This window comes from Algoriphagus ratkowskyi, from assembly GCF_002150505.1.
GTDB classification, from domain to species: Bacteria; Bacteroidota; Bacteroidia; order Cytophagales; family Cyclobacteriaceae; genus Algoriphagus; species Algoriphagus ratkowskyi.
This window is the reverse complement of record NZ_MSSV01000001.1, coordinates 260,049-282,809: the sequence shown is the minus strand read 5'-3', so window position 1 is coordinate 282,809 and position 22,761 is coordinate 260,049. Positions and strand designations below refer to the sequence as shown.

At 38.5% G+C, this 22,761-nt stretch carries 16 protein-coding genes; 10 read left to right on the top strand and 6 right to left on the bottom strand.

The window, feature by feature from the left end:
• Position 1: 1 nt before the first annotated feature.
• The 3 genes from BVH02_RS01190 (at position 2) to BVH02_RS01180 (ending at position 2,510) form a co-directional block, all read left to right on the top strand.
• Positions 2-442, top strand: coding sequence for a response regulator (locus BVH02_RS01190; protein WP_317045408.1), 441 nt, complete (start codon positions 2-4; stop codon positions 440-442).
• 166 nt (positions 443-608) lie between these two features.
• Positions 609-1,412, top strand: coding sequence for a DUF1206 domain-containing protein (locus BVH02_RS01185; RefSeq protein ID WP_086497926.1), 804 nt, complete (start codon positions 609-611; stop codon positions 1,410-1,412).
• Positions 1,413-1,706: 294 nt separating this feature from the next.
• Complete coding sequence (locus BVH02_RS01180) at positions 1,707-2,510, top strand: DUF1206 domain-containing protein (protein WP_086497924.1); 804 nt, start codon at positions 1,707-1,709, stop codon at positions 2,508-2,510.
• Between the two features lie 2,344 nt (positions 2,511-4,854).
• Here the strand turns inward: BVH02_RS01180 and tnpA are convergent.
• Positions 4,855-5,301 (bottom strand): IS200/IS605 family transposase, encoded by a 447-nt coding sequence (gene tnpA, locus BVH02_RS01170; protein WP_086497921.1) that lies wholly within the window; start codon positions 5,299-5,301, stop codon positions 4,855-4,857.
• A 1,030-nt stretch (positions 5,302-6,331) separates the two neighbouring features.
• Between tnpA and BVH02_RS01165 the strand changes: the two genes are divergently transcribed.
• Together BVH02_RS01165 and BVH02_RS01160 are read left to right on the top strand one after the other, a co-directional pair.
• Positions 6,332-8,155 carry a Xaa-Pro dipeptidyl-peptidase gene (locus BVH02_RS01165; RefSeq protein ID WP_086497918.1) on the top strand — a complete coding sequence of 608 codons (1,824 nt, stop codon included), beginning with the start codon at positions 6,332-6,334 and terminating at the stop codon, positions 8,153-8,155.
• Between the two features lie 175 nt (positions 8,156-8,330).
• Entirely contained in the window at positions 8,331-9,407 is a 1,077-nt protein-coding gene (locus tag BVH02_RS01160; protein WP_086497916.1) for an AbiTii domain-containing protein, read from the top strand.
• A gap of 488 nt (positions 9,408-9,895) precedes the next feature.
• Here BVH02_RS01160 and BVH02_RS01155 read toward each other — a convergent pair whose 3' ends face one another.
• Positions 9,896-10,843 (bottom strand): hypothetical protein, encoded by a 948-nt coding sequence (locus tag BVH02_RS01155; protein ID WP_143244165.1) that lies wholly within the window; start codon positions 10,841-10,843, stop codon positions 9,896-9,898.
• A 17-nt stretch (positions 10,844-10,860) separates the two neighbouring features.
• Positions 10,861-14,481: a DUF7149 domain-containing protein gene (locus BVH02_RS01150; protein WP_086498252.1), complete on the bottom strand. Its 3,621-nt coding sequence runs from the start codon at positions 14,479-14,481 to the stop codon at positions 10,861-10,863.
• 602 nt (positions 14,482-15,083) lie between these two features.
• Between BVH02_RS01150 and BVH02_RS01145 the strand changes: the two genes are divergently transcribed.
• Both BVH02_RS01145 and BVH02_RS01140 read left to right on the top strand, forming a co-directional pair.
• Positions 15,084-15,383 (top strand): hypothetical protein, encoded by a 300-nt coding sequence (locus tag BVH02_RS01145; RefSeq protein WP_086497912.1) that lies wholly within the window; start codon positions 15,084-15,086, stop codon positions 15,381-15,383.
• 167 nt (positions 15,384-15,550) lie between these two features.
• Positions 15,551-16,420, top strand: a complete 870-nt coding sequence (locus BVH02_RS01140; protein WP_205635693.1) for a virulence RhuM family protein — start codon at positions 15,551-15,553, stop codon at positions 16,418-16,420.
• A gap of 248 nt (positions 16,421-16,668) precedes the next feature.
• On the opposite strand, the gene BVH02_RS01135 is transcribed toward BVH02_RS01140, so the two are convergent.
• Positions 16,669-18,201: a Ppx/GppA phosphatase family protein gene (locus tag BVH02_RS01135; protein WP_086497910.1), complete on the bottom strand. Its 1,533-nt coding sequence runs from the start codon at positions 18,199-18,201 to the stop codon at positions 16,669-16,671.
• Between the two features lie 381 nt (positions 18,202-18,582).
• Here BVH02_RS01135 and fic point away from each other — a divergent pair, with 381 nt between their 5' ends.
• Both fic and BVH02_RS21535 read left to right on the top strand, forming a co-directional pair.
• On the top strand, positions 18,583-19,470 hold the full coding sequence (gene fic / locus BVH02_RS22000; RefSeq protein WP_086497908.1) for a protein adenylyltransferase Fic: 888 nt from the start codon (positions 18,583-18,585) through the stop codon (positions 19,468-19,470).
• Positions 19,471-19,977: 507 nt separating this feature from the next.
• Positions 19,978-20,145 carry a hypothetical protein gene (locus BVH02_RS21535; protein ID WP_169712825.1) on the top strand — a complete coding sequence of 56 codons (168 nt, stop codon included), beginning with the start codon at positions 19,978-19,980 and terminating at the stop codon, positions 20,143-20,145.
• Positions 20,146-20,520: 375 nt separating this feature from the next.
• On the opposite strand, the gene BVH02_RS01125 is transcribed toward BVH02_RS21535, so the two are convergent.
• Positions 20,521-20,709, bottom strand: a complete 189-nt coding sequence (locus tag BVH02_RS01125; RefSeq protein WP_086497904.1) for a hypothetical protein — start codon at positions 20,707-20,709, stop codon at positions 20,521-20,523.
• A 254-nt stretch (positions 20,710-20,963) separates the two neighbouring features.
• Here BVH02_RS01125 and BVH02_RS01120 point away from each other — a divergent pair, with 254 nt between their 5' ends.
• On the top strand, positions 20,964-22,073 hold the full coding sequence (locus BVH02_RS01120; RefSeq protein ID WP_086497906.1) for a DUF5700 domain-containing putative Zn-dependent protease: 1,110 nt from the start codon (positions 20,964-20,966) through the stop codon (positions 22,071-22,073).
• 428 nt (positions 22,074-22,501) lie between these two features.
• Here the strand turns inward: BVH02_RS01120 and BVH02_RS01115 are convergent, their stop codons facing one another.
• On the bottom strand, positions 22,502-22,690 hold the full coding sequence (locus BVH02_RS01115) for a hypothetical protein (RefSeq protein ID WP_086497904.1): 189 nt from the start codon (positions 22,688-22,690) through the stop codon (positions 22,502-22,504).
• Positions 22,691-22,761 lie beyond the last annotated feature (71 nt).

Genomic DNA, 22,761 nt, shown 5'->3' with positions numbered 1-22,761 from the left:
AATGGATAATAACAAAATGAAAATGGCCCATATCCTTTTAGTGGAAGACAACGAAGGTGATATATTTCTCATATTAGAATCTTTCGAAGATCTTAAAATAAAAGCAGAGATAACTGTCGTCAAAAATGGTCAAGAAGCGCTTGACTTTTTATTTAAGAGAGGGGAATATATCAATAGCAAAAAACCTGACCTGGTGCTTTTGGACATCAACATTCCCATATATAATGGACATGAGGTTTTAAAGCAAATCAAAGCTGATCCAGGCCTAAAAAAAATCCCTGTCATAATGCTGACGACTTCATCCAGTCAGAAGGATATTGATAAAGCCTATGATAACCACTGCAACAGTTATGTGAAAAAACCACTAAATATGGATGAATTTCTAGGTGCTATATTAAAAATTGAGCAATTCTGGCTGAATTTAACAACTCTGGCGAATTGATAAACTCACAATCCTTAGTGTAATAGGTATTAATTATTTTTTATAACCTATTAAATGCGTAATTACTGTAAACCACACTACTTTATTTAAGTAAGCTAAACCCCTTACAGTTACAGTCCATCTCCTAAACCGAGGAAAGAGACAGCCCTTTAGAAAGTATTAGGAAATGGAAAAATCAAAAAAAGAAAAAATAAAAAAGGTGAAGCAATTCGGCTTCTACAGTAAAGGCTTGGTGTATTCCCTGATTGGTATATTAGCTGCACTAGTTGCCTTTGGCTTGGGAGGAGATATTAAAGGTAAAGCTGGTATTGCCCAATTTCTTCATGACTTGCCTGGTGGTATAGTTCTTACAGCAATTGTAGCTTTAGGATTATTAGCACATGGCCTATGGCGCTTTTATGAAGCCGCAGTTGATCCCCACGGCGAAGAAGGCAAAACTCGAATTGGGCCAAGAATTCAATTCGCTTATTCAGGATTTTTTTATGGAGCCATAGCCTATTCGTTTGCCAAACCACTTTTCAGTTCTGTAGTTTCATCGGAAGGTGAGTCTCAAAAAGCTGCATTAAGTATACTGTTGGAAAAGGATTGGGGAATCTGGGTGATGTGGATTTTTGCCATAGGTATGGCCGGGAATGCTATTTGGCAGGTATATCTGGGAATTAGTGGCAAGTTTATGATTCAGATAGATGAAAACCCTAATACCAAAAATGAGTACAAATTGGTGAAACGCAGCGGAAGATATGGCTATATGGCAAGAGGAGTAGTTTTTGGAGTTATTTCATATTTTTTAGTATTGGTTAGCTTGGCTCATAATGCCAATGCTCTGAAAGACACAGAGGGTGCTTTTCATTATTTATTGAGTTTGCCCTATGGCAGTTTTCTTATGGGAGCAGTGGCCTTGGGAATGCTAGGTTTTGGCATCTTTTGTATTATGGTTGCCCGACATTCTGCTATTAGCGGAATGGAGTAGCCTTATCAATTTAAGAAAAGGTATTTTAAGGAATTAGGAATTATCAATGAGATTGCTTCCCCGACATGTCGGGACAGACTGTTCCTCGCAATGGCGGAGTCAAGATCACCTCGAGAAGGAACAAATAAGCAGTTAGTCTTGAGCAAACAGCCTTAACTTTAAATAGCTAAATTGAAATCCCAATATATAAGATTAGATGAACGAGGCTCAAATTAAATTGCTCTCTAGTTTATTTGGCACAACACATGCACCCTTGGATCATAAATATAATCAACCTTGCAGCAGCTTTAGCATATGGAAAACTCAAAGAAAGACAAAGTAAAAAAGGTAAAACAATTCGGTTATTATAGTAAAGGTTTAGTATATGCTTTGATCGGAATATTAGCTGCAATGGCCGCATTTGGTTTAGGAGGTGATATAAAAGGAAAATCTGGAATTGTACGTTTCCTCCAAGAATTGCCTGGTGGAGTGATCCTTACAAGCATTGTTGCATTAGGCTTATTATCGTATAGCTTATGGCGTTTGTATCAAGCTGCAGTTGACCCCAACGGCGATGAAGGCAAAAAGAGAATTGCTTCTAGAATCAAATACGCTTATTCGGGAATTTTGTACGCATTCATTGCTTATTCCTTTGCTAAACCTCTCTTTACTAGTGGAGGTTCATCAGGAGATGATTCTAAAAAAGCAGCATTAAACATGTTGCTCGAAAAGGAATGGGGAGTTTGGGTGATCTGGATAATTGCTATAGGCTCAGGAATAAATGCTATTTGGCAAGCCTATATAGGATTTAGTGGAAAACACATGAAAAAGTTAGACGAAAATCCTGATAACAATAAAGAATACCAACTGGTAAAACGAGCTGGAAAATACGGGTATATAGCAAGAGGAGTAGTTTTCGGTGTAATTTCCTTCTTTTTAATTAAAGTTATTTTGGCTCATGACAGTGATGAACTACAGGGAACGGAAGGCGCTTTACAATATTTGCTTAGTCTGCCCTATGGGAATTTTTTGATGGGAGCAGTAGCGTTGGGTATGCTGGGCTATGGCATATTTTGTTTTATGGTAGCGAGACATTCAGACATTAGCGAAATAGAATAGTTTTATTAATTATGATTATCCGCAATGATGCCAGTCACCTTAGATTCTTTGCTTATCAGGTTGGATGACCTAAGACTGAAGTGGCCTCAATTCTTAAGTTTAACATATCTTACATTGCTTTTGACGTCTTACTGGTAGAAAAGCGGATATACATAAATTAATTTAAGAAAAGGTATTATATAGTACTGTAAGTATAAATAATAATATTGTTCTATTGAGATTATTTAGCACCGATCGTGCCTTTGGCACTCTATAGATAAATCACATACGTTTCAAAACCCAGAATTACATTCTGGGCTTTTACTGGCCTTTCCTTTGGCAAGGGTTCAGCAATAATTCGATTGCCCTTTTGCCAAAGGCAAAACCCATATCAGCCCCGAATGCAGGGAAGCGAAATTCGGGGTAAAATCAAAATCATAGAAGAAGAGTGCCAAGGGCACGATCGGTATTTCCTTTTTCCGAAAATTTAATCAGAAACATAACCCAAAATCACATCCTTGGCTTATACCAGCCTTGCCCTTGGCAAGGGTTCAGCAATAATTCGACTGCCATTTTGCCAAAGGCAAAACCCGTATCAGCCCCGAATGCAGCGAAGCGAAATTCGGGGTAAGATCAACAAGAAAGATTATGAGAGTGCCAAGGGCACGATTGGTATTTCCTTTTTTCGATAATTTAATCAGAAACATAACCCAGAATTACATTCTGGGCTATTACCAGGCTTGCCTTTGGCAAGGGTTCAGCAATAATTCGACTGCCCTTTTGCCAAAGGCAAAACCCGTATCAGCCCCGAATACAGCGCAGCGAAATTCGGGGTAAATTCGAAATCATAGAACAAGAGTGCCAAGGGCACGATCGGTATTTACCTGACCCCGATAATTCAATCCCGAACCTATATGTAATGAATTTCAATTTGCAGAGGTTGAAAATTTTGATTTACTCATGGGATGAAAATTTTCATTACCGATCGTGCCTTTGGCACTCTATAAATAAATCACATACGTTCCAAACCCAGAATTCCATTCTGGGCTTTTACTAGCCTTGCCCTTGGCAAGGGTTCAGCAATAATTCGACTGCCCTTTTGCCAAAGGCAAAACCCGTATCAGCCCCGAATGCAGCGCAGCGAAATTCGGGGTAAGATCAGCCAGAAAGATCATGCGAGTGCCAAGGGCACGATCGGTATTTCCTTTTTCCGAAAATTTAATCAGAAACATAACCCAAAATCACATTCTAGGCTTTTACTGGCCTTTCCCTTGGCAAGGGTTCAGTAATAATTCGACTACCCTTTTGCCAAAGGCAAAACCCGTATCAGCCCCAAATGCAGCGAAGCGAAATTCGGGGTAAGATCAACAAGAAAGATTATGAGAGTGCCAAGGGCACGATTGGTATTTCCTTTTTTCGATAATTTAATCAGAAACATAACCCAGAATTACATTCTGGGCTATTACCAGGCTTGCCTTTGGCAAGGGTTCAGCAATAATTCGACAGCTATTTTGCCAAAGGCAAAACCCGTATCAGCCCCGAATACAGCGCAGCGAAATTCGGGGTAAATTCGAAATCATAGAACAAGAGTGCCAAGGGCACGATCGGTATTAAATTCTACCATAATCCAATCCCATATATATTTCAATTCAATTTATAGAGGTTGAAAATTTTGATTTACTCATGAGAAAAAAATGTTCATCACCGATCGTGCCTTTGGCACTCTACAAAAAAATTCTAATTTATTTTAAACCCAGAATTGTATTCTGGGCTTTTACCAACCTTGCCTTTGGCAAGGAATCGGCAATAATTCGACAGCTATTTTGCCAAAGGCAAAACCCGTATCAGCCCCGAATGCAGCGCAGCGAAATTCGGGGTGATGTTGACCAAATAGATCATACGAGATTGTTTAGTACCGATCGTGCCTTTGGCACTCTATAAAAACATCTCCTATATTTCAAGCCCAGAATTGCATTCTGGGCTTTTACCAACCTTGCCGTTGGCAAGGGTTCGGCAATGACGCGACAGCTCTTTTTGCCAAAGGCAAAACCCGTATCAGCCCCGAATACAGCGCAGCGAAATTCGGGGTAAGGTTTACCAAATAGATCATACGAGATTGTTTATCACCGATCGAGCCTTTGGCACTCTATAAAAACATCTCCTATATTTCAAGCCCAGAATTGCATTCTGGGCTTTTACCAACCTTGCCGTTGGCAAGGGTTCGGCAATGACGCGACAGCTCTTTTTGCCAAAGGCAAAACCCGTATCAGCCCCGAATACAGCGCAGCGAAATTCGGGGTGAGTTTAGCATCCTCTCTTTCAAGAGTGCCAAGGGCACGATCGGTATTTACTGACTTTCGATAATTCAATCCCAGACGTATCTCAAATCATATTCGATTTCATATTCTTCCAAAAATTGAATATACTCCTCTTGAAAAGTTATTTTACGATGATGCTCTTCCTGGTTTTGAATGTACTTTTTAACTGTTTCCAATTTTGATTGACTTACTGAATAAGCGGCGTATCCTTTCTGCCAATGAAATTCCTTGGGACCAATTCTAGCCATCTTATTTGAACTGGGAATTTTAATCTTTTGAATCATGTCGGCAATGCTCAGTGTTCTTGGAAGAGTACAAAGCCAATGTATATGATCTGGATTAGCGAAGATTTCTAGAGTGTAAATTCCAAGTTCGGAAGCTAAAGCAATGATGTAAGCCTGCAGGATTGGTTTTGTTTCTGGAGAAATAAAAGGTTTTCTATCCTTTGTTGAAAAAATAACATGGAGATATACTTTTGCAAGGGATTGTGGCATAGTCCTATTACTTATAAATATTTAATACCGATCGTGCCTTTGGCACTCTATAAATATATCGATTAGATTTCGATACCCAGAATTATATTCTGGGCTTTTACCAGCCTTGCCGTGGCAAGGGTTCAGCAATCGGAGCAAGTTTTTTTATGAGGCGGCAAATTTATAATTTGTTTCCTCTGCCTTATCATAAAAAAGAAACACATCACACATTAGGGATTTTTTTATGCACTACCCTTTTGCCAAAGGCAAAACCCGTATCAGCCCCGAATACAGCGTAGCGAAATTCGGGGTAAGATCAACAAGAAAGATTATGAGAGTGCCAAGGGCACGATCGGTATTTCCTTTTTCCGAAAATTTAATCTGAAACATAACCCAAAATCACATTCTAGGCTTTTACCAGCCTAGCCCTTGGCAAGGGTTCAGCAATCGGAGCAAGTTTTTTTATGAGGCGGCAAATTTATAATTTGTTTCCTCTGCCTTATCATAAAAAAGAAACACATCACACATTAGGGATTTTTTTATGCACTACCCTTTTGCCAAAGGCAAAACCCGTATCAGCCCCGAATACAGCGCAGCGAAATTCGGGGAAAGGTTAACCAAATAGATGATGTAACATTGTTTAGCACCGATCGTGCCTTTGGCACTCTATAAATAAATCACATATGTTTCAAACCCAGAATTATATTCTGGGCTTTTACTAGCCTTGCCTTTGGCAAGGGTTCAGTAATCACAGCAAGTTTTTTTATGAGGCAGCAAATTAATACTTTGTTTCCTCTGCCTTATCTTAAAAAAGAAACACAACAGACATTAGGGATTTTCTTATGCACTACCCTTTTGCCAAAGGCAAAACCCGTATTAGCCCCGAATACAGCGCAGCGAAATTCGGGGTAAGATCGAAAACAAAGACCAAGAGTGCCAAGGGCACGATCGGTATTTACCTTCTACCGATCATTCAAATAAGAAACCTCTCCAAATAACCCATTTTACCTTATCTTAAGAATTCCATTAAAACGACATTAAATTCCGCTTTATGAAATTCTTCAAACCCTCCCTACTTTTTCTACTGGTACTCGTATTCGGAACGCACAACCTACTGGCACAAGTCAAACCCATTTTTATAAATGGGGAAGCTCAAATCATCCCAGAACTGAAGGATTCTGCCAACTGGATTCGTACTGATCTCTGGGTGGAAACGGAGTTTGACACCGATGGAGATGGCAAAAAAGATCGGATGCATGTGGATGTAACCCGTCCGCAACAAACCGAAACGGAAGGACTCAAGCTTCCTGTGGTCTATGCCAGCAGCCCTTATTATGCAGGAACTGCTGGATCAGCTCCCATCTTTTGGGATGTAAAGCATGAACTTGGTGCAGTAGCCAAGCCAAGAAACAAAGCAGAGGTAGTTCGCACAGGTAAGCGGCCAATTATATCCAATACTGAAATTATGCTTTGGGTTCCTCGTGGCTACATCGTGGTGCACTCCTCCTCTCCCGGCACCGGACTTTCGCAGGGCTCGCCCACCGTCGGTGGAGACAATGAATCTTTGGCACCAAAGGCTGTGATCGAATGGCTAACAGGCAAAGACAATGGCTATACCACGCCCGACGGAAATGAAAAAGTGATGGCCTTTTGGTCCATTGGGAAAGTGGGCATGACCGGAACTTCCTATAATGGCACGCTCCCACTGGCAGCGGCAACTACCGGCGTAAAAGGCCTGGAAGCCATTATCCCCATCGCTCCCAATACCTCCTATTATCACTATTACCGATCCAATGGACTAGTTCGCTCACCGGGCGGATATTTGGGAGAGGATATCGATGTCTTGTATGATTTCATCCATAGTGGAGATGAGTCAAAACGTGCCTACAACAACAAGACGGTCCGTGATACCGAAATGGCGCAAGGCATGGATCGAGCTACCGGTGACTACAATGACTTCTGGGCTGGCCGTGACTACATCAATGATATGGGCCCGATGAAAGCAGCTTTGCTGATGTCGCATGGCTTCAATGACTGGAACGTGATGCCCGAACACAGCTATAGGATTTATGATGCGGCTCGCGCCAAAGGGATTCCTGCCAAAATCTATTATCACCAAAACGGCCATGGCGGACCTCCCCCATTTGCTATGATGAATCAATGGTTTACCAAATACCTTCATGGCGTTGATAACGGTGTGGAAGAAGGACCAAAAGCCTATATCGTCCGAGAGCGAGACGAACAAAGCAATCCAACTCCTTATGAAGACTTCCCAAATCCTGAGGCTTCAGACGTGAACTTCTACCTGAAAGCAGGAGCTCCGGCAGCAGGAAGTATGAGTCTGAAGAAAAAGACTACTGGCAAACAAGAAACGCTAGTAGACAACTATTCCTTTTCTGGTTCAGCCTTGGCGCAGGCAGACTATACCGAGCATAGATTGATCTATCTCAGCCCGGTGCTAACCGAGCCGATTCATATTTCTGGAATTCCGAAGATCACCGTAAAACTCGCTTCGAATAAACCTGCAGCTAACCTTTCAGTATGGCTGGTTTCCTTGCCTTGGACGGAAGGGAGAAATGCCAAAATCACAGACAATATCATCACCCGAGGCTGGGCAGATCCACAAAACCACTCCTCCATCCGAAAAGGCGAACCACTAGTGCCAGGGAAGTTTTACGAGGTCACTTTCGACCTACAGCCAGACGATCAGATCATCCCCGCAGGACAGCAGATCGGACTAATGATCTTCTCCTCAGACGCAGAGTACACGCTGCTTCCAAAGCCAGGCACAGAACTGACGATAGATCTAGTTGGTACGGTGCTGACCCTGCCGATCGTGGGAGGAAAAGGGAGGATGGAGAAGGCGGTGAAGTGAAAAAAGATGCAGATTTTGTAAAATATACCCTGTATAGGGTATTGTGGGGGGGGAGGAGAATTGGGGTTATTGGGGTTTGGGAATAGAAGGCAAAAAGGTGTGATTATTTGACCAATTCTGATAACTTTCTATCAAAAAGATGAATAAATAAAGAGGTTGTGCAAAATTTTAAAAAATGAATGTACTCATACAAAGACTTTTAATAGGAGATGGAGAATTAAACTTATTACTCCTCGAAGCTAATGAATATGCAGAATCCTATAATGATTCTGACCTCGAACAATTTGTTAATTACGAATTGAACGGATACAATGCAGAAATACCATCCTACAGGAAAATAAAAGGTGAAATTATATGCACAATTCAAACTGCATATGGTATTCAAAACAATACTCCTATTGATTTATCAACAGCTTCTAAGCAAGCAGGTTTTGATTTCACAATCATTCACATCCCTGATGGTATAGGATTTATTCAAGACAACTTAAAAAATATTACTAAAGATATTTTAAAGAGACAGCTACCACAAGAACTCGTAAGTTCATTGAACCACATCGTTAAATACAATAATCCTAACATAACCGTACTGGAAGCTTTTCATCAATTCGGAAAAAGTAACCTTCAAAATATTTTAACAGTAGTAAGAGAGAAACTTATACAACACCTAAAGAGATTACAAAAATCAGCTAAGCCAACATCACAGAAAAGCGATATAAAAGAAGTTAATACTACAGTAGTTAGGGAGAAAATTGATGTATTTGTTACGTATGCTTGGGAGAATAACCAACATAACGACACTGTAATTTCATTTGTAAACTTTCTAAGAGAAAAAGGCTATAGTGCATCGATGGATAGATTAAAAACTCAAGAAGAAACTGCTATCCATTTTAAAAAAATGATGATTGAAGCGTTTAGTTCTAATCAGAAAATAATAACAATACTTTCTCCAACATACAAGCAAAAAGCAGACACAATGAAGGGTGGGGTTGGTTTTGAGTTTTCAATGATTTTAGACGATATTGAAACTAATCAAAATAAATTTATTTTTGCTCATTTTGGCAAAAACGAAAGAGATGAAATTACACCCAAAGGAATTGCAGGAAGAGAAATATTAAATCTTAAAACAGAACAAGATATTGAATTTATCAATCTACGCAGCAAACTTCAAAGTAAAAATATAATTCCCTTTACAGATGTCGCTGAACAAGTTGAAGTAGTGAATCAAAAAGAAATTAAACCCTTCAAACTATGAAAGAACTTTGCACAATCGAGAGACGGCCGTGAGTCATATGCCCACGGTGCGCCTATCACACCACCGCACGTACGGGTCTCGTATACGGTGGTTCATTGGATTGTAGGTTGCGTTTTGAGGTAGTAAGAAAGCATCGATTCGTATCCTTTCTTCTTAGGCGAGATAAAGTTATGGTAGTGTTCAGGATTTGACTCTGAGCTACTGCCCAACTATTTTTTCTGGTTCTACCCCCGCTAGGTGTAATGTTATCCTAGGTGCAATTTGCAATTACACCTTTCTATCAATTAGAATTTGTAATTCTAATGACCTAGGCTTTCCGATAGGAAAAGCATGCTATTCCAATTACATCCCGATAATCGGGATTCACCCAGCCAACGGTGTTGAACTGATAACTATGTGATCTGAGGTGGTGTGAAGGTGATAAAGTGGGGACTTGGGATTTTTTGAGGAAATACAAAACTCTTGGCAGGCGGTTGAAGGGGCAAACCTCAAAGAGCTGGTCTGCTCAAATATTTTTTCATTACCCAACCTGTCTGTGGCAAGTTATCTTTTGGGTCAAAGAAGCTTACTAAAACCCATTTATGATTGACTTGTAAAACAACCAATTCAAAATCTTTAGGTAGTCTAGAAACTGTTAAAGTTTTTGTCTTGGGTTTCAATTTCACATCACAATGTCGATTTGTAATTCGATAGTCATTTGTTTGTTTTAATTGTTCTGAAAGTATTTGTATAAAATGACTTATTGAATCTTGTTTGTTCGAAATTTGATGGACTTCTGCTTTTGTTGCTAATACAGGTTTCTCTTTTAAAAAGTCATAATATTGATGAAACCCTGCAAATCGTAAAATGATGTCAATAATTAGATAAGCTTGAACGCCATATTTCTTTATAAATGCCGACACTAAAGTAAGTAATACTTGAAACTGTCTTTGTTGTTCTTCTGTAACTTCTTCTGTTAGACTTTCAGAAAATTCAATTGCTTGTCCGGTTATTTCTTCATAGTCATCAATTACTGCCCAATTTCTTTGCTGTGCTGCTAGAGCTGCAATCTGTCCTGAAATCCTATTTAGCGCAAAATTCAGTTCGTTAAATTGCCTCAAAACTGGCGACTGAATTCTTACAGTTTCTGCCAATGCTCTTATTCCGCTAATAAATTGCTCGTGTTGTCTATTTATAGATGAGATTGAATCAATCGTAGTTTGTGGAATTGCGAATTCTATTTGATGGCTAATTGATTTTGACCTTGCTTCAATCGCTGACAAATCAGGACCTACAAACATTTTTTGAAATTGAATACTTTTAGCAATTTCAGCCATCATATTAAATCCGCTTAAACTTTTGGTAATGCCTTCTTGGGATTTTAGTATTTCTGAAATTTGAGAACTGAGCCCTGAAGATTTCAGAATATTTTGGCTCAACTGAATTGATTTTAACATGTCTTCAAAACTTACCATTAGCTGTTCTCAATTACCTCAATTTCCTCTTCCGTCAAATCATAAAGCTGGTAAACCAATTGGTCTATTTGGTTCTCAAGGTCTATTGTATCAGATTGCATATCATTGTTTTTTGAGACTATTATTTTCTCAACCAATATTGAAATTTCGTTTTGTTCTTTAATATTTGCAACAACGATTGGCAACTCATTTACAAAATCAATTTTGACTTGTGCAAATACTCTTCCTTTTTCAGGATTCAATTTTTGGTACTGTCTGTTTAAGAGTTTTGAGTTTAGTAATGCAAGTAGGTATTTCAAGTTTATCTTTTCATCATCATTAAATATTATGAATAAAGAATCAATTGTATAAAATTGAGAATCATCATAGGTTAAGATTAATTTATCTGAAGTCTGTCGCATCAGTAGTTTCTCTTTTTTTAAAAAGATTGATTCATCTCTAGCTCTTAATAAGTCGTTACGAGAGTAATTAATAAATTGACCTGTATAGTTTAAAGAATATCGGTTTATGTCTCTACCTTGCAATACTTTTTTTGAGTTGCTGAATATCGCTGAATCTGCAAGAAACTTTTTGTTGCTTCCTGTGCAAACTCCTATTTTTATTGTCGCCACATCAACCAAACGCTGTGCTTTATTTTCTTCAATCAATGATTGTAGTTTGATAAATATTGAATCAACTTGAAGATTAAAAGAATACTTAGGGGTTTTTAAATAGTAATCTTGCTTTATAGTTGTTGCATCATTACTCTCCAGTAATTCTTTCCCAAAACCAATTTTGATTACATTATTTTTAGTATACTTATTTCTAAAAGAAAAAATGATTGCTGGCACAACTGCTTCTTCAAATACACCATCTCCCAATTCAATTATTTCATTGATAGTTGTTTTGTCAAGTATATATTTTCTCAGCATGGAATAGTAATCAATCAAACAAAGGGAGTCCGGAATTATTACAGAACATTCTCCTTTATTGCTTGTCAAAGCTGTAATTCTCTCAAGGAAAATTGCAAAGGTGTTTATTCTTCCATAAGCAGTTTTATAAGTTTCTTGTAGATACTTAAATTCAGGTCCTTCAAATGAACTCAATACAACATAAGGCGGATTCCCAATCACCACATCAAAGCCCACAAAATCACCGGCATCATTTAGCACTTCAGGAAATTCAAAACGCCACTCAAAGGCGTTTTCAAAAATTTTATTTGCTTTAATTTCCTCAATTTCAGTTTCAAGCTTTCTAGTGTCTGCTGTTAATTGTGCTACTTTTTTGTTCCAAGCTGCTTTTTCCTTTTTGGACATTTCAAAAAGCTGCTGTTGTTGGGTCATTTGAAATAATTCACCCGATAGTTTACGAAGCCTCTTTACTTTAGGGTCGTTCAAAGAAATCTCACTTCTGAAATCCGACTTGATGTCAGATATTAGTCGCTCCATTTCTCGTTTCTGCTCTTTGCTTTCTGCATTTCGGTACGTGTCTACCGCTATACGGTAACTGTCTATCGACCACTTACTTTTTTTCAGCGCTTGCTTTATATCAGCGTCAATGTCAAAACGGCTCACTAAGGAATTGCCACACTTGATGTTGATGTCAATGTTTGGAAGCGTTTCAAGTTCGGTAGCGTTTTTATAATAGGCATTTTTCAATAGTTCTATCCACAAACGCAAGCGACAAATCTTTACAGAGTTGGGGTTGATGTCCACACCGAAAAGACAACTTTCAATGATAGTTTGCTTCTCGTGAAAAATGGTTTCCTGTATTCGTTGGCTTTCTCTGTTATTGTAATTGTATTGATATAAGATTCCATCCTCATCATAAATAATTAGCTCGTCGTTGACCACCTCCACCGTATAATTATTAATGGGTTCAAAGTCAGTATCAACTAGGATGCTCAATTCACTTTTGATGGCAATTAGTTCGTTTAAAACCGATACCAAAAAATGTCCCGAACCCACGGCAGGATCCACAATTTTTAGGCTATTGATAATTTCATTTGCAAGCTTTCTTACACTCTTACGATTACCTAATTTTATCTCTTCCCTAATGTCTTCCTTCAGTTCTTCGAAGGAATTGCAACCCCATCCTTTTGCTTCATTAAATTTTTGAACGACGGCCTTTCTAATGGTCTCCCTCGACATATACATGGTGATGAAACCCGGTGTGAAAAATGACCCATCCTTATACCCGTTTATTTTCTCGAAAATCAATCCCAGTACGGAAGCATTTATCAAAGATTTGTTTTCCTCTTGGATGTCTTCTGAGCCTTCACTGCTGAAATCATAGGAGTCCAGAAACTCAAAAAGGTAGTGAAGTGTAGTCAAGCTCCCTGTTCTTTTCTTCCCCTGCTCATTCTTCAGCACGGTAGAGGAAATGATAGGAATGGTTTTATCATCTCTCAGATTGCTGATGAAAATCGTATCCTGTTCCATTTCGGTAGGTTCGAAGAGGGAAGAGTTAAGGTAAGGTACCTTCTCAAAGAGTTTGATTACATCTTCATTTCTATGTTCAGCTTTCCGCGCCAACACCTGAAAAAACAAGCTGTTCAGGTCATCGTAGCTTTTGATTTTGTCAAGATTGAGAACCGAATACGACTTGTCTCCTTTGTGATACGTGATGAGTTGGCCCTCCATCAATTTGAGAAAGAGGATTCGATTAATCCAGGTGATCGAAAGTTCTAAGGCAACATTAAAGAGCCTTTCGGGATTAGTAGAACCATATTGACTTGGCCGTGCTAGTCTGCTGATTTTATCCAAACTGTCCAGCTGAATAATGGCGTCTTCGAGGAGGGTTCCCGTGTTTCTTTGACCTGATTTGTTTCGCTCGATCAGCTTTTTACTTCCTTCTTTGGTTTCAGTCAACCCAATAATGTGCAACAACTCACTGTAAAAGCGTTTGTCAAGGCTGTTGCTGTCATTGGTAAAGGGTAGCTTAAGCAGATGTTCGGGTGAAAGCAACTTGAAAAGTGCGATCAGTTTGTTATCGTCTGTCCTATCATCATTCCGAAGTGGCTTCTGATAATCCTGAAAATTGAAGTAGGTAAACTCAATTTCACTTGTGATCTCTGCGATAAACGGCTCGGCAATTTCTTTGTAGAATACTTCAGTCGATTTTTTACTCGCTTCAAAATTCTCAAATTGTCTTACCAATGATTTGTTTTGAGCAAAAAGTCTTTCAAACAGATGTTCATCAAAAATAAACCACTCATTGATGTTGGTTGCGATTAAGTGCTTTACATCAAGATTTTTATGGGTAATTCTCTCTCGCAAATAGTAGAGTACTAATTCCTGAAAAGCCTTGGTATTCAGCTTATCAGTCGTCATCATCTCACTTTTATTAGTCGGTTTCTTTGCTTCGATGATTACGCCAACCGTGCTTTTAGCTTTGTCCCCATTATGGATTACTAGGTCGTTTCTACCTTTGGTATTGATGAAATGGTTTGGGTCATAGTAGGTTCTTTTCAAAAAATCTATGACCAAGTTTTTATGAAACTCTTCCGATTCCGTTTCATTTGTACTATCGAGTAGCTTGATGAGATTGGTTTTAAATCCTTCTATTTCAATCCGATTGGGTTTTACTTTCAAAAAAGCTTTATTGAGCGCCTTTCTAGGTTTCAATATATTGATCTCCATTGCTACTATATCTAAAGAATAATTTTTCAACTAAGATACTTTTTAAAATGGAATTGGCTTTCCCAAGCTTAAAAAAAAGGAAAGGGTCGATGCTGCATTCATTGCTTGCCTAAGCGTAGATTGTATCTACGCTTTTATATTATTCAGGAATTTGTAATTCCCCCCGCTAGGCGTAGAGCGCTAGCCTAAGCGTAGTTTGTAACTACGCTTTTATATTTTTAGGAATTTGTAATTTTATTATAGTGCCCTCGAGTGTAATAAAAGCCAAAACAGTTACATCCCGACAGCTGTACGGGATGGTAAGGATATTAGGGTGAAGTTACAAACATCACCCAGCTAACTCCCTGATAAGAGCAGAATTTCTAGTCCCCCCTTTCACCTGATCCACAGAAAGTATTTGAAAAGGTTTTTTATCTCCTTAAATTCCACTTAGAATCAGAATTTTTCAAGAAAATAAACTTCTTCCCTGAGTCGTAGCCTAAGATCTAAAACTCAATTTTTTATGGATATGAAATCGAGCATGATCCTAAACGACACACAGAGGTATGATTGTAATGCTTGCGAAGATTCCATGTGGCCATTAAAAAACAAATTATAAACACATGAAAAATGAAATTATCTTATATCGTCCTGATGAACTTGCCGAGCACATAGAGGTAAAAATTGAGGATGAAACTGTTTGGCTCAACCGTCATCAGATCTCTGGATTGTTCAATCGAGATATAAAAACTATTGGTAAACATATTAATAATGTTTTTGCTGAGGGTGAACTGAAAGAAAGCGGAACTGTCGCAAAATTTGCGATAGTTCAAAATGAAGATGGAAGGCTAGTTGAAAGACAAGTGGAACACTATAATCCCCACCCCCCGCTAGGCGTAGCGTGCTCGACTAAGCGTTTGTAACTACGCTTTCATATTTTTCAGGAACTTGTAGTTCCCCCTTTCAACCGATCCACAGCAAGTATTTGAAAAGGTTTTTTATCTCCTTAAATTCCACTTTGTTCCGAAACTTTTCAAGAAAATCAACTTCTTCCCGAAATAGAAGTCTGAGATCTTAAACTCAATTTTTTATGGATATGAAAAATGAAATCATCTTATATCGCCCTGATGCACTTGCCGAGCATATTGAGGTGAGAATTGAGGATGAAACTGTTTGGCTTTCACAACAGCAAATGGCTGCATTATTTGGGCAAACTAAACAGAATATTAGTTTACATATAAATAATTGCTTTAGAGAGAATGAGCTGGAAAGGGAAGCAACTGTCAAGGATTCCTTGACAGTTCAAACAGAAGGGAATCGAAAAGTCAAGCGAAAAATAGAGTACTACAGCTTAGATGTGATAATCTCAGTTGGTTATCGCGTAAAATCCAAACAAGGCACACAATTTCGGATTTGGGCAAATGGAGTTTTGAAGGATTACCTTCTGAAAGGTTATTCCATAAACAACCGTATGAATAGGTTGGAAGACAAATTTGAAATCTTGAAAAACAAGGTGAACGATTTTGAATTACAGATAAATACGGAGTTCATTCCCAATCAAGGCGTGTTTTTTAACGGCCAAGTGTTTGACGCCTATGCCTTAACTTCTAAAATCATCCGATCTGCCAAGCAAAGTATCGTATTGATAGATAACTTTATTGACGAAAGTACACTGACGCTTTTATCTAAAAAACGAAAAGAAGTGCAAGTGCTACTGCTCACCAAAACCGTTAGCAAACAGCTAAGCTTAGACATTCAAAAAGCTGAAGAACAATACGGAAACTTTACACTCAAATCTTTTGCGCAAAGCCACGACCGATTCTTAATTATTGACGGCGCAGAAGTGTACCATTTAGGCGCATCTCTCAAAGATTTGGGTAAAAAGTGGTTTGCCTTTTCTAGGCTAGAAAAAGAGAGTGTAAGTAGCATTATGTCCGAAATAAAATTACTGAAAGAGTAAACTGAAGTCTCCCCCTCCTCTAGGCGTAGAATCCTAGCTTAAGCGTAGTCCGCGACAATTGTTGGGAGCAAAACGCTTTTATTTTATAAGAATCCCGTACAGCAGTCGGGAGCAATTCGGGCGATAAGATTTATTTTCATTCTATGGGAGGAGCCTATCAGGTTAGAGATCAAGAAATCGAGCAATTGAAGATCTTTAAAATGTAGGCAAGAATCACTCAAGCGAGATTCTCAGTTCAGGTAATTGACTCAACCTTTGACAATTTCCACTTCCAAGCCTAAAAATTCTTCCAAGGTATCCGAAAAACGCTGTGCTTCCCAGATCTCCAGGTCCAGGCTCTCTTCGCCAAATAGCTTGATGCACAGCTTATCCTCCGAAGGGATGCAATAGACGTTTTCCACCCATTGATTTTTGGTTTTATCCAATCCCACCGCGACCCTCAAAATTCCTGAAAGTCCTTTGACCAATCTTCGCAAATTCTTATCCAGCTTTTTGAACTTTTTGTGACGTTTTTTTGGGCCGGATTTCCTGTGGTATCTGGACAGATGGGCTAGTATTGTTAGTTCATCATTGTTGAAGCCCCTCAGCCTTCCCTTCAAAATCAAATACCTGGAATGCTTATGGAAATCCTTAAAATTCACAAATTGACCTATATCATAGATCAGACTTGCATGGTGAAGCAACTCCCGGCTTGAATCCTCCAGGCCGTGCAGGTCTTTCAGTTGGTCAAAAAGCTGAAGTGCTAACTTCGAGATATGCTTTTTCTCCTCGATATCTGTATCATAGCGCAGAGCCATCATCAGCGAACTGCTTTCACGGACATCTCTACCCTGCTCCAGGCGGTCTAGTTTCTGGCCATTTTTCTCCAAATAGTCTATAATCAATCCGTCTCTCAAGGAAGCATCCGAAAGGGTGATTTCTTCCACCTTAGACATTTTCAACAACTCCAAAAGCAAAAGTCCACCCAGATGGATGGCATCCACGCGGTTGGCACTGATGCCGGGAATAGCTGCTCTTTTTCCAGGCTCAAGTTCCAAGAGCTTAGCGATGATTTTTTCAAGATCCTTTATTCTGACCACCTCAGCATTGACGGAACTGATGATGGTTTTATCATTTAGGGCCAAAGCTGCCTCTCCCAAGGTCCGGATGGTACCTGAAGTGCCTACTACCTTGGAAAAACCCACCTGTGAAGCTTTTGAAATGATTTTACCAGCAATTGAACGGATATGTTCTTTCAGGTCTTTTTGCTGTTTTTTGTCCAGTGGATCCTGATTTCCTACCAGATCTAATAGTCTCAGGACACCGAGTTTCATACTGCTCATGAAAAGTACTTCTTCCCGATTTCCTACCACTGCCTCAGTACTTCCACCGCCGATATCAAGGACTAGGGCATTTTCTTTTCCTAGATCTATGGTTTTATTCACTGCCAAAAAAATCAGTCTGGACTCCTCTTTTCCGGAGATCATCTGGGGTGATAGCCCCACATCCTGGATCAATCTATCTAAAAATTCCCTGCCGTTTTTGGCTTCACGAGTGGCGGATGTAGCAGCAGTGATGATATGTTCCACCCCATATTGGTCGGCAAGCTGCACATACCTGGAAATGGTTTCCAAACCATTGTCAAATGCTTCCTGACTGATTACCTTATTTGCAAAAACCCCCGCACCCAGTTTGACCATTTCCTTCTCCTGAACCAACACCTCATAACTTTGTCTTGAGGTGACTTTGACGATTATCATATGAATGGAATTGGTACCGATATCGATGGCAGCTAGATTCATTGATCTTTTTGGATTTGATGAATATTAAATATAATTATCCGCAATCTTGCCAGTAGCCATTAAATCTTTGCTCATCCGGCTGCCTGCCTGGCCGGTAGGCAGGGAAGACCTCCCGATAGCTATCGGGAGACAGGTGACCTGCCTAACGGTAGGCAGGCCGAAGTGGCCTGAAATTTAGACTTGAGCTTATATTGTATTGCTTTAGTCTGGGTACTGGTAGAATTGCGGATATACACAATACTAAAAGTACACGATAAAAAATAAATGAGATTGAAGTTTTAATGTTTGAGTTTCGATGACACAGTACAAAGATCCCGATAGCCATTTAGAGAATATGGGGTGTGAAGTTGAAACAGAATACCAAAATGATGAAATTGGAGAATGAGTAAAGAGCAGCAAAAAATATCCATTCGATTTTTTGACGACCGTGAAGTCCGTGCAATTTGGGATGAGCAAAATGCTAAGTGGTGGTTTTCGGTATTGGATATAGTAGCTGTGCTTACCGACCAAGACGACTATTCCAAAACCCGCAACTACTGGAAATACCTCAAAGCCAAACTCAAGAAAGAAAATAGTCAAGTGGTTAGTGCTACTACCCAGTTGATATTACTCGCCCCTGACGGAAAAAAGCGCACAGCTGACGTACTCGATTACGATGGCATCATAGCCTTGGGCAAGACCTTTCCGGGTACCAAAGCCAATCGATTTATAGAATGGTTCACCTACAGCGATAAGTCCATTGATGGCAAAAGCAAAACTAAAGCTTATGCCTTATTTGAAAGCTCATTAATCGCCAACATAGAAGTAGGAAGCATAAACGGTTTACAACAAATGCACGCGTATTTGTTTGGCGGATTGTATGATTTTTCGGGTCAAATCAGGCAGAAGAATATCTCTAAGGGTGGCTTTCAATTTGCCGTGGCTCGCTTTCTAGAGACTACCCTACAACGAATAAGTGCAATGCCCGAAAACACCTTTGACGAAATAATGGACAAATATGTAGAGATGAATATTGCTCACCCCTTTATGGAAGGCAATGGCAGAACCACCCGAATCTGGCTGGATTTGATCTTGAAAAAACGTCTAAAGAAATGCGTGGATTGGAGTATGATTGGTAAGACCGAATACATGAGTGCCATGGTAAGGAGTACGGTGAATAGTAGCGACCTGAAAGAATTGTTGCAAAAAGCATTGACTGATCAAATCGATAGCCGAGAAATGTATCTGAAAGGAATAGACTATTCTTACTATTACGAGGAGATTGATTAAAACATTCTGAAAAGATAGCAGACGGTATCGCTGAGGACCCTATTAAAATTACATTCCTCCGCTAGGTATAGAACGCCAGCCTATGGGTAATGCCCTTCTAGATGTAGAGAACTTGGCTAAGCGCAGCTTGTAACTACGCTTTTATATTGGAAGGAATTTGTAATTCCTTTTCTCCGCTAGCCTAGCTGTAATCCGTACAGTAGTCCGATGTAAGTACACCTTTCTATCATTTAGTATTTATAATTCAGGCGATACGTATCCTAATGAGAATTTTGTCTTTTAACCAATTAAATCAATAATGGAAAAGATTCCCCACAACGCTACATTTTCTGAATACCATTTCACCGTTCAGAAAACAGAGAAGCACTGTTATGTTATAGTTTGAGCCGAAAAGGACCAATTGATTGAAAAGATGGATAGAAAAATCTTATGGTAAAGTTTTTGTAAATATTTAATAATAGAAACTAAAATTATTTAATAAAGGAAACTGCTATAAATTTTAATATTATGAAAAATCACTTAACTCAAGCTTTTGTTTTTTTAGTGTTGATGATCACTATGACCGGTTGCAGTGTAGTCGGTGACATTTTTGAAGCCGGTCTATGGGTTGGGGTTATCATTGTTGTGCTGGTTATTGCTATTGTCTTTTGGGTTATAAAAAAACTATTCAAGTAAACATTAAATTTCCCTGCGGTAAGTATAGCGATCGACAAACTAAGCGTAGTATAAAACTACGCTTTTTTAATGTTTGGAATTTGTAACACAATTAAAGTCAAGTACCTTAAAACCTAAAAAATGCTACTTCAGTAACCATTTTTTTAATAAATAATTAAATGGGTCAAGATGCGCCGGAATTAGAGATTTTCAATTCCCCACTAGGCGTAGATCGCCAGCTTAGGTGTAATCCGTACAGCAGTCGGATGTAATTACACCTTCCTATCAGGTAGAATTTGAAATTTCCACCAGTACGTCCTCCAGAATTCTACCAATAACCTACCAGAACTTCAAACCTGCAAAGGGATACTTGTTTTGTTTGTTACAAACAACTACTTATAAGCCTTCATCCTTGGTAGTTTTGACTAAGCCGATTCCAGCTACAAAAAATATTAGCCCCAATACTCCAAATACCATCATTTGCTTAGTAGTTGCTGAGTCATTTGCAAATGTGACAGCGGCATAAATAAGTCCTACTATACCCAAAATTGTAAGTATGGCCCCGAAAATTCTTTTCAAATTCATAAGAAAGATATTTTAAAGTTCCGTGGCCTCCACAATCATGACGGTAGGAACAAGCTGGGATTTGTAATATTTACAATTTTTTCACAAAAGGAATCGATCAAACAATAAATTCACTTGGCACCTACATTATGTAACTCTTTCGAATAACTTTACAATAAATATCATCAATACTAGCTTCAACATCACTTTTCTGACAGCTATCAGCTACAATGGATGGTAGCAATCCGCTAGGTAAAATATATTAAAGAAGAAGAATGAAACCAATTGTAAAAATATTCCTGTCCTTTTTGACAATTTCTTACTCTTTAACGAGTACAGCACAAACCATCAATACAGCACCTTTAGATGCCTACTGGGAATTAACAGAAAAACTTAAATCAGGCCATACTTTAGCTGATAAAGAGTGGCTGGCGTTTCTGGAAATAGAGGCAAACGATATTTATATTAAGAACCAAGCATTTGATCAAGATTATTTAAATAGGTTAAGAAAAACTATAGAGATGGTTTATAAACCTGGGAATGACAGTATCGTGCAAGAACTACTAAAAGATCCTATTACTAATTGGCTCACCTACAAAGTAAGCAACTATAAAATTAATGAAGGGGAACTAAAAGAATTTCAAAAAAAATTCCAGCAACCGGATTACGTTGATACTTTTTATAAAAATGCGTGGGAATGGTTGCCTAAGCGTTTACATAGGAAAGCGCCTGCAACTAATGTTTATCTGTTAGGGATAGAAAATGACGCTATAGCTGGTGGAGAACTCATGATTTTGACGCTATGGTCGGCTTACAATTATGAGAAATTAGAAATGGGCGTCCTTACTGGGCATGAGATGCACCACATCCTTAGAGAACCCATATCATTTAAAAATATTCAGGAGCAGGACATAGGCATTTTGTATGCATTGAATGGAATTTTAAATGAAGGTAGCGCTGACATGATAGATAAGAAAATAAGTTTAGACAGCAAAGATAAACTGCCATTTGAACTTGTTTTTACAGAATTTCTACTTACCAATCCAGATAGTATAGTCATTCAGCTCGATGCTAACTTAACTGAATCTGCCCAATCGGATGGTGAGTTATTTAAAACTGAAATAGACTACAGGAACCTTTTTAATTGGTCAAGCGGCCATAATCCAGGCTATTATATGGCAGACATCATTGTGAGAAATGGCTATAAAAAACAATTAGTAAAGAACGTTCAAAATCCATTCGCATTTATTTACCTGTACAACAAGGCAGCCAAAAAAGATAAAAAAAACCCTCCAATCTTTTCAGAAAATTCGATAAAGTATGTTAGAGGATTGGAAAAGAAATATTGGATAAAAAATGTCACTACTTTACCCAATAAAGTATAAAGAGCATGCTACTGCTGACGGTCTCTTACTTTGATTATAGGAGATGTTCACGATAATTATTTTACAAATCCATTTATGAATAAGACTAACATTTTACTCACGATTTCTATAACTTCGGGAGTTTATTTTAAATCAAATTTGTGAATGCTAGCAGTGAATTTAAAAGCGATTTTAATGAATTTGAACTCCCCTAAGTTCAGAATAATACCCTAGGTTCAATTTGTATATATACCTTTCTTTCTGTAAAAATTTGAATTTTTTAGTACTCAGCTCGAATATACAGACACTCAAACAATTAAAAATTGATAACGATACTAAGATGAAGTTACAAACTTCCCTCAGCCATCGATGCTATATAATCCAAACAAACTTCATAAAATTAACCTTGCTAAGAGCTCATTGATTTTTTGGCTTAATTCCAAACGTACTTATAAGCCTTCATCTTTGGTGGTTTTGACTAAGCCGATTCCAGCTACAAAAAATATTAGCCCCAATACTCCAAATACCATCATTTGCTTAGTAGTTGCTGAGTCATTTGCAAATGTGACAGCGGCATAAATAAGTCCTACTATACCCAAAATTGTAAGTATGGCTCCGAAAATTCTTTTCAAATTCATAAGAATATTATTTTAAAGTCCGTGGTTTCCACAATCATGCCAGTAGAGATATTTTGATCAGACTGGATCTA

Coding starts and splice junctions, on each gene's coding strand:
- BVH02_RS01155 (WP_143244165.1), bottom strand. CDS start 10,843: ATGTTAAAATCAATTCAGTTGAGCCAAAATATTCTGAAATCTTCAGGG.
- BVH02_RS21535 (WP_169712825.1), top strand. CDS start 19,978: ATGAAAAATCACTTAACTCAAGCTTTTGTTTTTTTAGTGTTGATGATC.
- BVH02_RS01145 (WP_086497912.1), top strand. CDS start 15,084: ATGAAAAATGAAATTATCTTATATCGTCCTGATGAACTTGCCGAGCAC.
- BVH02_RS01115 (WP_086497904.1), bottom strand. CDS start 22,690: ATGAATTTGAAAAGAATTTTCGGAGCCATACTTACAATTTTGGGTATA.
- BVH02_RS01185 (WP_086497926.1), top strand. CDS start 609: ATGGAAAAATCAAAAAAAGAAAAAATAAAAAAGGTGAAGCAATTCGGC.
- BVH02_RS01120 (WP_086497906.1), top strand. CDS start 20,964: ATGAAACCAATTGTAAAAATATTCCTGTCCTTTTTGACAATTTCTTAC.
- fic (WP_086497908.1), top strand. CDS start 18,583: ATGAGTAAAGAGCAGCAAAAAATATCCATTCGATTTTTTGACGACCGT.
- BVH02_RS01140 (WP_205635693.1), top strand. CDS start 15,551: ATGGATATGAAAAATGAAATCATCTTATATCGCCCTGATGCACTTGCC.
- BVH02_RS01165 (WP_086497918.1), top strand. CDS start 6,332: ATGAAATTCTTCAAACCCTCCCTACTTTTTCTACTGGTACTCGTATTC.
- tnpA (WP_086497921.1), bottom strand. CDS start 5,301: ATGCCACAATCCCTTGCAAAAGTATATCTCCATGTTATTTTTTCAACA.
- BVH02_RS01160 (WP_086497916.1), top strand. CDS start 8,331: ATGAATGTACTCATACAAAGACTTTTAATAGGAGATGGAGAATTAAAC.
- BVH02_RS01150 (WP_086498252.1), bottom strand. CDS start 14,481: ATGGAGATCAATATATTGAAACCTAGAAAGGCGCTCAATAAAGCTTTT.
- BVH02_RS01135 (WP_086497910.1), bottom strand. CDS start 18,201: ATGAATCTAGCTGCCATCGATATCGGTACCAATTCCATTCATATGATA.
- BVH02_RS01125 (WP_086497904.1), bottom strand. CDS start 20,709: ATGAATTTGAAAAGAATTTTCGGGGCCATACTTACAATTTTGGGTATA.
- BVH02_RS01180 (WP_086497924.1), top strand. CDS start 1,707: ATGGAAAACTCAAAGAAAGACAAAGTAAAAAAGGTAAAACAATTCGGT.
- BVH02_RS01190 (WP_317045408.1), top strand. CDS start 2: ATGGATAATAACAAAATGAAAATGGCCCATATCCTTTTAGTGGAAGAC.